The sequence below is a fragment of the Pantoea sp. X85 genome, from assembly GCF_029623675.1.
In the GTDB taxonomy this organism is placed as follows: Bacteria; Pseudomonadota; Gammaproteobacteria; order Enterobacterales; family Enterobacteriaceae; genus Pantoea; species Pantoea leporis.
In genome coordinates this window covers 1,938,964-1,951,281 of record NZ_CP121108.1, presented here as the reverse complement: position 1 = coordinate 1,951,281, position 12,318 = coordinate 1,938,964, and the positions used below count along the sequence as shown (strand labels likewise).

Below are 12,318 nucleotides of genomic sequence, written 5' to 3'. Positions count from 1 at the left end.
GATGATCCGCGTGAGTAATCTCAACCTCAGTTTTGGTGAGGAGGAGCGACGTAATCAGGTGCTGTTCGACGTCAATTTGTCGATTCATCAGGGTGAAATCTTTGGCCTGGTTGGCGAATCCGGATCGGGCAAAACCACGGTGCTGAAGTGCCTCGCCGGGCTGTTCACCCACTGGCACGGCGAGCTAGCGATTGAAGGCGTGCCGCTGGCACATCGTATCGCGCGCGAGCGCTGCCGCAGCGTGCAGATGGTGTTTCAGGATCCGTACGGATCGCTGCATCCACGCCACACCATCGGCGATATTCTCGAGGAGCCGCTGCAGATTCACGGCATCGGCCAGCGTCAGCAGCGCGTTATCGCCATGCTGGAGAAAGTTGGCCTCAATCGCGCGTGGCAAACCCGCTATCCGCACCAACTTTCTGGCGGTCAGCGCCAGCGCGTTGCCATCGCCCGCGCGCTGATTCTCGAACCGCGCGTATTGCTACTGGATGAACCGACCTCGGCGCTGGATGTCTCGGTGCAAGCCGAGATCCTCAATTTGCTTAGCGATCTGCAGCAGCAGGAGAAGCTGACCTACTTGATGGTGACGCACGATCTCGGCGTGGTGGCGCATCTGTGCCATCGCGTGGCGGTGATGCAACACGGCAAAGTACTGGAGACGCTGGATGTCGATGCGCTGGTGCACAATCGCGCGCAAGTAGCCTATACGCAGATGCTGGTGGATGCGAGCCGGCAGGATAACGGGGTTTTGGTGTAGGGTCGCCATTTATGGCGTAATCCTTACTGATAAGGACATTTTGCTTTGAATAGGTAGCGGGCTCTGACACATCTGCTGCGTCACGGGCCGTCCTCGCGCCGCTAGCGCCTCTGGCAAAGATGCCCTTTTCAACTACACGCACTGAAGTTTAAGCAGGCCGGGGCCGCTTTTGGGCCGGCAATCCGCAGCGCTGAACGAAGCGAGGAAGCCAGGAGAGCCCGCAGGACGCGGGCGAAAGGCGGAGTCGGGACAAGGATGTCCCGTCTACGCCGGTCCGTCAGGCAGACGAGCGAAGTGAAGGTACCGCGATAGCGGCGCGAGGACCGCAGGACCAAAAGTGGCACCGGCCTGCGTACTCGTCACTGGCTTAACTAACATGCATTACGTCGTCTGTGGTGACTTGAATGAACAATTGAGACGTCTGCAACGGTTGGTCGGTAGGATAAATACGCGTGACTGTTGAATCGAAGGGATAACAAAATCGAGTGCTTCACTGACTCTGAAGCTGCCTTACTCTTAGCGTTTTCTCCGACATTTTTTCCGACATTTCCTCCGACATTTTGATGCCGGAGTGCAAATGAAGAAGGACATAAACAACAAAGCCAGGTTTCCCTGGCTTCGCTCAAACCGTTTTGATTACTGCGTCAGTTCACGCACAAAATCCACGATCTCCTGATTCTGCCCATGTTCAAACAGGCAATGCTGCAGGCGCGGGCCGCTCACGGCGGTTTTCACCAGCTCAGGATCGATGGCGCGCAGTGAATCAAGGTAATTCTCTTTCAGCAGCGCCGCTTTCACTTCGTTCAGAATGCCCGCATTACGCACCTGCGGCTCTTTGCGCTCTGGCGGGTAGCCGTGCCCTTTTTCACCGGTAAAGGCTTTTTCGAAAATAAAGCGCAGGTTTAGTTCCGCGCCCCAGCCGAAGCCTTTGGCGAACGGCAGCGACAGCGCATTGCCGTTGTTGATTTGCGCAAAAAGGTAAGCATCCGCCGGATCGATGCAGTAGCCGCACACCACGCCGGGATGCAGGTTGAGCGACATCAACGCGCCCTGGCCGGTACCGCAACCGGCCACCACGAAGTCCACCGCTTTGCTGTTAAGCAGTACGTTGGCCATGATGCCGAGGTGAATATAGGTAAGATGGTGATCCTGTTCGTCGCTCATACCGACGTTAAACACCTGATGCCCGAGCGGTTGCGCCACAGACTGAAGCTCTTTCAACACCGTTGCGTTCTTCGCAGCCTGGCTGTTTTCCATCATCAAAGCGATTTTCATGATCCATCCTCAGATTAAATTGAAACACTGTTTCATTTTAATCAAAGAACGTTAAAATGCAGCCTTTAAATGCCTTTTTGACTGTGAGTTAAGTCACATATTGACGATGCAACCTGCAAGGAGAAATCATGTTTATCTTTAAAAGCGCAACCCGACTGGACGATTTAGGCAACGGCGTAACGCGCCGAATACTGGCGCACGGCGGCACCCTGATGGCGGTGGAAGTCACCTTTAAGCAGGGTGCCGTCGGTCCGCTGCATCACCATCCGCATGAGCAGCTCACCTATGTGCTGTCCGGACGTTTTGCCTTCACCATTGATGGCGTTACCAAAGAAGTGAGCGCCGGCGATACGCTGTATAAAGCGCCGAACATTGTGCACGGTTGTGTGTGTCTGGAAGCGGGCGTATTGCTGGATACCTTTACGCCGCAACGCGAGGATTTTCTGGCGGCACCTTAACGTGCCGCCAGAACGATTAGCGGGAAGCCCACCAAAGTCGCAGTTTCAGCCCCCAACCGCTGGTCCAGCCGTTGCTGGTGCTGATGACTTTGCCCTGATGCAGCACGATAAAGGTCGGCGTGGCGTTGATATCCCAGCGCTGGCCGATTGCCCCGCTCTCATCATTGATCGCCACGCCTTGCAGCCCTTTCTTCTCCAGCCAGGTTGCCACGCGCGCGTCACTGCCGGAACGCAGCGCCACGCTCACCACCTTGTCACCTTCCTGACTCATCGCCGCCACGGTTGGCGTGGTGAGTTTGCACACCCCACACCAGGTTGCCCAGACGTACACCAGCACTGGCCGTTCCTGACTGAGTTCCGCCAGATTCACCTCACCTTGCAGCGAGGTCAGCGGTTGTTGCGCCAGGTCGGCAGGCAGCTGCGGTGCCCGCATCCAATCCATGCCCCACAGCGCAGCCGCGACAATCAGCACCAGCAGCAGTGCCTCACGCAGCCAGCGCTTTAATCGACTCATTGCTTCGCCTGCAGCGCGCCTTTCACTGCCGCTTCCAGCTGCTCATATGGCACCGCGCCGCTGATCATCTGGTCGCCCACCAGCGTGGCTGGCGTGCCCTGAACGCCGAGCTGCTGCGCCAGCGTCAGGTTGCTGTTGATGGTATCGAGGCTCACTTTGCTTGGCTCTTTCAGCTTGATGCCGGTTTTCTCCAGCGCCGCGTCGATGCTGGCGTTATCGTGATTGCCCTTTTTCGCCATCAAACGCTCATGCAGCTTTAGGAAGTTTTTCGGCTGTTGCTCCCACACGGTGAGCGCCAGACGCGCCGAGGTGAGAGAGGTTTCAGCACGGTACGGCAGCGGTTTAATCACCACCGCCACCTGCGGATAAGCCTTAATCAGTTTTTCGATATCGGCTTCAAACTTCTTACAGAACACGCAGTTGTAATCGGTGAAGTAGACCAGCGTCAGCGCCGGTTTTTCAGCGCCAATGCGCGGTGAACCGGCGTCGTTGAACAGCGCATCGTGGTTTTTCTTCACCATCTGCGCCACTACGTTTTGCTGCTGTTGCGCTGCTTCTTTATCAAAGGCATCAGCGGCTTCCGCCAGAATCGACGGATTCTGCACCAGGGTTTCACGGATCAGTTCTTTGATGCGCGCTTCCTGCTCAGGCGTAAAAGGCGCGGCCGCCAGTGCAGGCATGGCAAGGAACATCAGTGGCAGTAACAGGGATTTCTTCATTATTTTTTCGCCTCAGAGAGAGTGGAGATCACCGCTTCACGACTCAGCAGCGGTGACAAAATCTGGCCTTGCGGCAGTGCCGGGCCATAAATTTGGTTAAAAGGGATCGCCACGCGGTCGCGGCGGCGCAGGAATTCACCAATGGCGGGATCGGGCTGCGTCCAGTCGCCGCGTAGCAGCACCACGTCATCGGCTTTGAGCGCAGCACGCACATCGGGCTGATTCAGGACGCGAGATTTATTCACTTTACAGGTGATGCACCAGTCGGCGGTGACATCGACAAACACCCGTTTATCCTGCTCAAGTGCCTGATGGATCGCCGCTTCGGTCAACGGCTGCCAGTGCAGCGCCTCCTCTTCCGGCGAGATACGCGTCATCAGGAACAGCGCTCCGGCCAGCGTCAGGGTGATAAACACCACGCCCGCCTGCTGCAGCGCGCGACGTTTCACCAGCCAGCCACACAACACCACGAGTAACACGCCCGCCAGCACCAGCGCGAAGGTGCTGCCCCAATGCGGCACCAGCAACGTCACCAGCCAGAAGGTGGCGAGCAGCATCAACAGGCCGAGCACGCTGCGCAGATGCAGCATCCAGCGCCCCGGACGCGGCAGGCAGCGCGCCATGCCCGGTAACGCCGCCACCAGCAGCCACGGCAAACTCATGCCAACACCGAGCGCGACAAACAGCAGCCATAGCTGCGGCAGCGGTGCCGTCAGCGCATAAGCCACCGCCGTACCGAGAAACGGCGCGCTGCACGGCGTGGCCAGCAAGGTGGCAAACGCGCCCTGGCCGAAGTGGCCGAGCAAGCCGTCGCCGCCCTGCGTCGCCAGTTTGGTATTCAAACCCGACGGCAAGCGGAAATGCAGCAGATCAAACAGGCTGGCGCTAAACAGGAACATCACCAGCACCATCACCAGCAGGAAGCCGCTGCTCTGGAACTGAATGCCCCAGCCCAGCGCCTGACCGCTGAGTCGCAGTCCCGTCATCAGCAGCGCCAATAGCAGGAAGGAGAAAATGATTCCGGCGCTGGAGGCGAGAAACTGCTGGCGCGTCTGACGCTGCGTTTGCCCTTGCTGCTGCACCAGGCTGCTGAGCTTGATCGCCAGCACTGGCAACACACACGGCATCAGGTTGAGGATCAAGCCGCCGAGCAGCGCCAGCAGCAACACAGACCATAAGGTTTGCGCCGCATCGCCGGACACCAGCGTTTCCGCGCCGATATTTATCGCGCTTTGCTGCGCAATGCCACCATCCGCAACCACCAGCGACAGCGTTTTGCCGCGCAGATCCGGTGCCGCTTCGCCCCATTCATCGGTGACCGCTACGCGCGCGCTGAGCGTGTCGCCATTCACACGGATCGTCGGTGCCGCCAGCATGCTGCCTGGCGGATAATCGAAGAACAGTTCAGGTTGTTGCCAGCCGCCCTGACGCTGTGCGCGGATCTGCAATTCGCCACTTACAAAGCTGGCGTCGAGTTGATCGGTTAAGCCGCTAGCCGCCGGGATGCGCCCCATCGCCTCGGCGAAATCGCGGGCAAAATCGGCGTCTGCGGGCTGCGTCAGATCGAGGCTGAACGGGAAGTCGGTGAGGATACAAACGTCGCTACAGGTTGAGAGCGTCAGCGTTCCCGCAAGTTGCTGGCTCGACAGTTTCGCCAGCGCGATCGGCAGCGTGATATCGCCTTTATAGCCTTGCGTGGTCAAGCCGCTGACGTCAAAACGCTCGGGCGCGGGCCAGAACCATTGCGCCTTGACCGCCGGGGTTTGCCAGCGGATTTCCGGCGCAACGCCGCCTTCGCCTGGCGTGCGCCAGTAGGTTTTCCAGCCGGGTTGCAGGCGAATATCCAGCAGCAGTTGCTGATTATCGTTGTGGCTGGCGCTGCGCAAGCGCACTTCGGCGTGGCTGTTTTGCGCATTGCGCAGCCAGCCAGTATCTGCCGCCTGCGCAGTGATCGCGCAGCTCGCCAGCAGGAGCAGCAGGCTCCTGATCAATACAGTCATGTGAATTCTCCAGTGAATAACAGGGTTTACGCGATGTAACGCGCAGGTGTTATTCCCGGAAGACGCAAAAGGTCAGATGCCGCCGTCGCAGAGGTGGAAACAGCGGTGCGCGGCGATAGCCGACGCAAGTGGTGGTTTGTGTGAAGGTGGCGATCAGTGCCAGCAGCAACAGCAGGAAAGGCAATGCGGTATCAAGGATTGGCGCGGCGGCACTCAGCGATTTTGCGCTCAGCGCACAGGGTTTTTCGCTGCCGCTGGCATCATCACTGCTGTTGGTGTGCGCGGACGCGCTGACCTGCGCTAAAGGTGCGGAAGGCAAATTGAAGCTGCGCTGGACGAGACAAAACGCCAGCACCAGACAAACCAGTGCCAGAATCCATTTTGCGCGTGATAGCGATATCGTCATGCCGCAGCCTCAGAGAAAAGTGCGGGTATTTTAAGCATCTGCAGCAGAAACACCAAGCTTTGCTGTGTAAACTTTTGTCTTTGTGGTGCTCAACGCAGATCCGGCATCGTAGCGGCGCGATTTATCGCGCATCTAAACGAAGGCATATTATCCATCTAAACACGACGCAATCTATGGCGCCGCTACGATGATTGCGTCCATCAATATTTTATCGTTATACGGCGTTAAACAATATCATCCACCACGCCACCATCGACGCGCAGCGCGGCACCGGACGTCGCCGACGCCTGTTGCGAGCAAACATACACCACCATATTCGCCACCTCTTCCACCGTGGCGGCGCGTTGGATCACCGAACCTGGCCGCTGCGCCATCACAAACTCTTTCGCCAGCTCTTCCAGCGGCTTACCGGTGCGCTTCACCTCATCTTCCATCATCGCGGCAAAGCCATCAGAGAGCGTTGGGCCGGGCAACACGCTGTTTACCGTCACGCCGCTGCCCGCCACCACTTTTGCCAGACCGCGCGCCAGCGATAGCTGCGCCGTTTTACTCACGCCGTAATGCAGCATATCGGCGGGAATGTTCAAGGCTGATTCCGAGGAGATAAACACCACGCGGCCCCAACCACGCTGCACCATCTCCGGCAATAAAGCCCGTGACAGGCGCACGCCGGACATCACGTTGGTTTGCCAATAGGCGTCCCAGGTGTCGTCATCCACTTCATAAAAATCCTGCGGACCGTAAATCCCGGCGTTATTCACCAGAATATCAATTGGCGGCAAGCCGTTAAGCAGTTGCTTTACGCCCTGGGCACTGCCGAGATCGGCGATAAAGGTGTGAATTTTGGCGCCCGCCACTAATCCGTTGAGCTTCTCGCGCGCACGACTCACCGAGGCTTCACTGCGCCCGTTCAGCACCACTTCCGCCCCGCTGGCTGCCAGACCTTGTGCAATGGCAAAACCGATACCGCCAGTTGATGCGGTAACTAAGGCTGTTTTTCCGTGTAAATCGATATTCATCGTGCTTTCCTCTGTGAGCGTAATCACAAAGCCTGGTTCAGACAGGAGAAGATGCATTGACGAATCATGCGATGGTGCTGTCGGCCACAGGGCTGATGTGCGTTCAGCCTGCTGCCGACATTATTTAGCCCGAGGCCGATAAAGCCGGTTGAGCGCTGATCGGCAGCCGCAGTTGACGCTGTAACCAGGCGCAGGCTGCCGCCTGATCCGGATTGCGTGCGTTAAGCTGCAACACCGGACCCAGCGCCATCGGTTGGGCGGTTTCTGCTAACTTGCGCAGTTCTGGCAGATACTCCGCGCCCGGATGTCCCGGCATGCGATCGGTTAAACGAGCCTGATAACGCGCTACCGCCTCATCCGGCGTGATCGCCAGCCACAGCTCCAGCACCCGCGTCACGCCCGCCTGCTGCAATCCCTGCTGCAGCACCTCTTTCGGCTGGAAGCCAAACCAGGCATCGATGACATAGATACAACGCGTCGGCGCTTGCGCCACCACTTGCCAGATCGCCTGATACGCCGCACAACCTAACTGGCGATTGCGCAGGCGATCCACCGGCGCAAAGCTGGCCATAAAAGGCTCTTTCAGGCTATCCAGCGTCAGCACCGGAAAGCCGAAATGCTCGGCCAGCGCGCGCGTTAGCGTGCTTTTGCCGGAAGCCGGAATGCCATTCACCAGCACGACAATTTTCTCTTCTGTGTCGGTTGTCATAGGATTTCTATCACCTCCGCGGCACTGCTGGCCTTTCGCAGTCGCACCAGCGTCTCCTCATCCTCCAGCAGCGTAACAATCGCGCGGATGCCCTCTTCAATGTGGGCGTTACTGTCACGCGCACCGAACATAATCACGATGTCGGCTTTGTCACTGCCGTCGAATGAGATCGGCTCATCCAGCACAATCATGCTGAAACAATCTTTCAGCACGCCGGCCTCCGGCCGCGCATGGGGAATGGCGATGCCCTCCTCAAACACGTAATAGGCGCCATGCTCCAGCGTGTTAGCGATCACCGCTTCCGGGTAACTGGCTTTGATGTAACCGCCATTCACCAGCGGCAGCGCCGCCAGCGCGATCACTTCGCGCCAATCCCTGGCGCTGATCCCCACCTGAATCGCACTTGCCTCCTGCAGCAGCTGTTTAATACTCATACTGCCTCCTTAAAACGATTTGCGAATGGTGTTACGCAGTTCATCAATTTTGACAAACAACGGATCAATTTCCTGACGATAGTGTCGACTTTTGGCAAAGATATTTAATGCACGATTATATTCCAGCATTAATTGTTTTTGCGTGTCTGCCGCCTGCGGATTACTAGCCAACTGTTGTTCCAGTTCGCTTATTTTCCCGCTGATGGTTTCAGCCTGAAGATCTATTTCCTGTGAATCCTGGCTCTTATTATCAGAGCCCTTTTTCAAGAATCCAAACATAGCATCTCCTGCCCCGAATGGCGCCGGGCACCTCAGGTTGTTACGTCATGAGTAAGTCGGAATTAGCGGAACAGTTGAATCTTTTCTACCAGCACATTGGTAACGGCATCGTTGGCCGGCACAAGGAAATTACGCACGCTGTCGTTGACCTTGCCCTTTTCAAACGTCTGCTTGCAGTTTGCAACCCACTGCACATTCATCTCGGTGCCAACGTTGACTTTCTCAATCCCGCTGCGCACTGCAAGACGCATATCTTCATCGCTGACGCCGGTACCGCCGTGCAGCACCAGCGGCGTTTTAGTGGCATCGGTAATTTCCGCGAGGCGCTGATGCTGAATATGGGCTTTACCGGTGTACAAGCCGTGCACCGTGCCGATGGAGATCGCCAGCATATCGACGCCGGTTTCATCGACAAAGCGTTTGGCTTCATCGACGGTGGTAAACGCCGCATCGTTCATTTCCACCTCTTTGCCATCTTCCGAACCGCCAATCGCGCCCAATTCCGCCTCAACCGAAACCGCCAGCGGGCGCGCCATATCAATAACACGGCGCGTATTGGCGATGTTCTCTTCAATCGGTAAATGTGAACCGTCATACATAATTGAACTGAAGCCCGCATCCAGCGCGGTTTGGATAGCGTCCAAATCCGAACAGTGATCGAGGTGCAAACAGGTCGGCACGTTACGGCTTTCAGACAATGAGCGAATCGCATCCACCAATAATTTATGTCCGAGATATTTGGCGGTTCCGGTTGAGATCTGAATCATTAATGGGCTATTCGTTTTCTCCGCTGCTTTAAAAAAGGCGGGCAACATTTCCAGGCAGTGCAAATTAAAGGAACCGAGCGCTTTAAATTCACGTTCTTTAGCCACCTGTAACAGATCGGTAAAGTTATAAAGTTTCATGGAGCTTTTCCTCATGGGATTTAGACTTGGTGGATTTTCCGTTAACAAACCAGGCGATGAGAGTAATAAAGGCGATAAACAGCGCGACGAACAGCCAGTTATTCTGGAATGCATGGCCGAGCACCAGGCCGGTACTGATGACATCCGAATCACTGAAGGTGACGCCGGTAAAACCGTAGCTTTCCAGCATCGGCACCAGAATCGCCGGCAGGAAGGTAATGAACAGACCGTGCACGAAACCGCCGATCATTGCGCCGCGACGCCCACCGAGCGCATTACCGAACACGCCTGCGGTGCCACCGGCAAAGAAGTTAGTCAGCAATCCTGGCAGAATCATCGCCAGACCAAACATCGGGAACACCAGCATGCCAACCACCGAACCCAGCGTGGTGGCGAGGAAGCCGACGATCACCGCGTTCGGGGCGTACGGGAACATCACCGGGCAGTCGAGCGCCGGTTTTGCATCCGGCACCAGACGCATGGCGATACCACGGAAAGCCGGCACCAGTTCGTTCAGCAACAGACGCACGCCGCTATACAGCACGAACACACCGCACACGAACTGAATCGACTGCATAAAGGCGTACATCAGGTAGTTCATGCCGTTGCTGTACTGGCCGATAAATTCCGGACCGGCGGCGACCGCAGGGATCAGGTACATCGGCACCATCACCACCGCCATCGACAGATAGGTGTCCTGCAGGAATTTAAAGTTGTCGGGCAGTTTGAGATCTTCGGTGGAGCGTGACCCTTTGCCCACCACCTTTGCCACCGCCGCCGTTAGCAGATAGCCAATGGTGCAGAAGTGCCCGAGCGCCACGTCGTCAGAATCGGTGATGCGGCGCACCACCGGTTGGGCCAGCGCAGGCATCACCACCGCCATAATGCCGCCAAAAATGCCGCCGGTAAGGATCAGAGGTAAACCTGTCAGCCCCGCTTTATAGCCAATCACCGCACCGATGGTCGCCATCCACAGCAGCGCCTGTCCGGTAAGGAAGATGTATTTGAACGGTGTCAGACGCGCAATGATGATGTTGACGATAAAGATCACCAACAGCGTCAGCGCCACTTCTGAACCCAGCTCGCGGTTTGCTAACCCGGCAATGGCGGCAACGTCGGTGATATAACCCTGCATGCCAAAGCCGTGGGTGAAAATGGTGTTCAGGAAGGTCAGCGTACCGACAATAATGTTGATACCGGCCATCATAATTAAGAAACCGAGCAGGGTTTTAAAGGTGCCTTCCACCACCTTGCCCGCCGATTTTTTTTGCAGTAGCAGACCAATCAGGGCAATAAAGGCGATCAGTATCGATGCCTGCCCCAATAAGTCTTTTACCAGGAAGTCGATGACACTATTCATGATTAGCAACCTTTAAGTTACGTTCTTTCATAAACGCCACGATTTTCTCTTCAATTTCCGCTTTGTCGGTCAGCTTATTGAGAATAATCACCCGCTTGATCTGTTCCGGGCTGGCATCGGCATTTAACACATCAGCAAAGGCTTTCTGGGTTAAAATCATGTCGGATTTAAAGGCGTTGGCTTCAGAAATGGTGGTGTGATCAATATCAGCATCAATTTCGAGTTTCTTTAATACTGACTTGGCGCTCATTTCAATCGCAAAGCTTGAACCCAAACCACATCCACAGACACATAATATTTTCAGCATGGCTATTTCCTCACAGAATTTGCAGTTGTTTAGCGAGTTTATAATGATGCCCTTCCGTATCGACCAGGCGTTTTTTCATGCTTATTAAATCAATCGGAATCGGTCGATTACTGCCATTAATAATCACCGCTTTATTGCGCATTCCCGACTGAATACAACGCGCGACTTCACTGGCCATAATGGTGCCCTGATAAATCTCTTCACAGGTAGGATCGCCATTACGCAGGCCATAACCGATAATCGTTTTACGAATACGCACACCAATTAACGGTTCAATTTGTTTGATTAAGGTATCGATCGCGCCCTGAAAGCCCGGCGAATATTCACGGGTATAGCCTTCCGAGCACAAAATTATCACGCTGTTCTGCGCCGCCAGCCGCTGCGTGATGCGTTCCGCCAGCTCCTGCGGTGCAATCTGGCATTCCGGGATCAGCGCGAAGTCGGCATTGGATTTGATCGCTGACTGCAAGGTTAATTCACCGCAATAACCGCCCAGCAGCTCCACCATAAATACACGACCGGTTAAGGCGCGGCCGGTATTACGTAACTTCGCCACCTCTTTTAACACCTGCTCACAGGCGGTGGAGAAACCGATGCTGTAATCACTGCCAAAGACATCGTTATCGATGGTCATGCCGACGCCAAAACAGTTGACACCAAATTCGCTCAGCGTATGCAGGAATTGTAATGAGCCGTCTCCGCCCGCCATAATTAATACATCGATGCGCAGCGATTTAAGGTGTTTGGCGATCATCTCATATTCCGGGCGAATTAATTTCCTGCTGGTTCGTCCCGATTGCATCACCGGAATAGCGGCGATGGCGTAATCCACTAAATCACGTTGGGATATTTCCTGATGATTGTTTTCCAGCAAACCTGGAATACCACCATTAAATAACACCATTTCCGCTTGAGTTAAGCGCGATATTTGATACACAAAGTTATTAATCCCGGTGACATCGCCACCGCTGATCACCATGCCAATTCTCATTGTCATCATCCTTTATGCTGTGCGTCTGGAATTCATTCTTCCGATTAACCGCATTGTTATTTGCAACGAATGTCACACTTTTGCGATGAATTTCCCGAGTGAGATAATTGACAGCATCCAACAAAGGCTTATTTTTGTGATGTAAATCACATGGCATTTTTTACCTTAAAACCTTAATAACAAAT

At 55.4% G+C, this 12,318-nt stretch carries 15 protein-coding genes; 2 read left to right on the top strand and 13 right to left on the bottom strand.

Translation table 11 applies throughout. The features are described 5' to 3' along the window. Position 1: 1 nt before the first annotated feature. Positions 2-757, top strand: a complete 756-nt coding sequence (locus P6287_RS09130) for an ABC transporter ATP-binding protein (protein WP_168197477.1) — start codon at positions 2-4, stop codon at positions 755-757. Positions 758-1,393: 636 nt separating this feature from the next. On the opposite strand, the gene P6287_RS09125 is transcribed toward P6287_RS09130, so the two are convergent. Then, positions 1,394-2,032, bottom strand: a complete 639-nt coding sequence (locus P6287_RS09125) for an RpiB/LacA/LacB family sugar-phosphate isomerase (RefSeq protein WP_277974829.1) — start codon at positions 2,030-2,032, stop codon at positions 1,394-1,396. A gap of 128 nt (positions 2,033-2,160) precedes the next feature. Here P6287_RS09125 and P6287_RS09120 point away from each other — a divergent pair, with 128 nt between their 5' ends. Next, positions 2,161-2,490 (top strand): cupin domain-containing protein, encoded by a 330-nt coding sequence (locus P6287_RS09120; protein ID WP_101764470.1) that lies wholly within the window; start codon positions 2,161-2,163, stop codon positions 2,488-2,490. A 16-nt stretch (positions 2,491-2,506) separates the two neighbouring features. On the opposite strand, the gene P6287_RS09115 is transcribed toward P6287_RS09120, so the two are convergent. From P6287_RS09115 to P6287_RS09060, 12 genes are all read right to left on the bottom strand, one after another. Beyond that, positions 2,507-3,004: a protein disulfide oxidoreductase gene (locus P6287_RS09115; protein WP_277974828.1), complete on the bottom strand. Its 498-nt coding sequence runs from the start codon at positions 3,002-3,004 to the stop codon at positions 2,507-2,509. Next, positions 3,001-3,723, bottom strand: a complete 723-nt coding sequence (locus P6287_RS09110; RefSeq protein ID WP_110866094.1) for a DsbA family protein — start codon at positions 3,721-3,723, stop codon at positions 3,001-3,003. The genes P6287_RS09115 and P6287_RS09110 overlap by 4 nt, the downstream gene beginning before the upstream one ends. Further along, positions 3,723-5,723 (bottom strand): protein-disulfide reductase DsbD domain-containing protein, encoded by a 2,001-nt coding sequence (locus P6287_RS09105; RefSeq protein ID WP_277974827.1) that lies wholly within the window; start codon positions 5,721-5,723, stop codon positions 3,723-3,725. Before P6287_RS09105 ends, P6287_RS09110 begins: the two co-directional genes overlap by 1 nt. A 49-nt stretch (positions 5,724-5,772) precedes the next feature. Then, the gene (locus P6287_RS09100) at positions 5,773-6,129 is read right to left on the bottom strand and encodes a hypothetical protein (protein WP_101764474.1); all 357 of its coding nucleotides are present in this window, start codon (positions 6,127-6,129) and stop codon (positions 5,773-5,775) included. Positions 6,130-6,353: 224 nt separating this feature from the next. Continuing rightward, entirely contained in the window at positions 6,354-7,148 is a 795-nt protein-coding gene (locus tag P6287_RS09095) for an SDR family oxidoreductase (protein ID WP_277974826.1), read from the bottom strand. Positions 7,149-7,272: 124 nt separating this feature from the next. Then, complete coding sequence (locus tag P6287_RS09090; protein ID WP_101764475.1) at positions 7,273-7,857, bottom strand: glucokinase; 585 nt, start codon at positions 7,855-7,857, stop codon at positions 7,273-7,275. After that, entirely contained in the window at positions 7,854-8,291 is a 438-nt protein-coding gene (locus tag P6287_RS09085) for a PTS sugar transporter subunit IIA (RefSeq protein ID WP_101764476.1), read from the bottom strand. Before P6287_RS09085 ends, P6287_RS09090 begins: the two co-directional genes overlap by 4 nt. Positions 8,292-8,300: 9 nt before the next feature. Next, positions 8,301-8,570, bottom strand: coding sequence for a hypothetical protein (locus P6287_RS09080; protein ID WP_277974825.1), 270 nt, complete (start codon positions 8,568-8,570; stop codon positions 8,301-8,303). Between the two features lie 62 nt (positions 8,571-8,632). Then, on the bottom strand, positions 8,633-9,475 hold the full coding sequence (locus tag P6287_RS09075) for a class II fructose-bisphosphate aldolase (protein WP_101764478.1): 843 nt from the start codon (positions 9,473-9,475) through the stop codon (positions 8,633-8,635). Next, a complete protein-coding gene (locus tag P6287_RS09070) occupies positions 9,462-10,835 on the bottom strand; it encodes a PTS sugar transporter subunit IIC (RefSeq protein WP_008110085.1) in 1,374 nt (457 codons plus the stop codon). The genes P6287_RS09075 and P6287_RS09070 overlap by 14 nt, the downstream gene beginning before the upstream one ends. Then, complete coding sequence (locus tag P6287_RS09065) at positions 10,828-11,142, bottom strand: PTS sugar transporter subunit IIB (RefSeq protein ID WP_008110086.1); 315 nt, start codon at positions 11,140-11,142, stop codon at positions 10,828-10,830. Before P6287_RS09065 ends, P6287_RS09070 begins: the two co-directional genes overlap by 8 nt. Before the next feature lie 10 nt (positions 11,143-11,152). Then, positions 11,153-12,133: a 6-phosphofructokinase gene (locus P6287_RS09060; protein WP_101764479.1), complete on the bottom strand. Its 981-nt coding sequence runs from the start codon at positions 12,131-12,133 to the stop codon at positions 11,153-11,155. Positions 12,134-12,318: the final 185 nt, after the last annotated feature.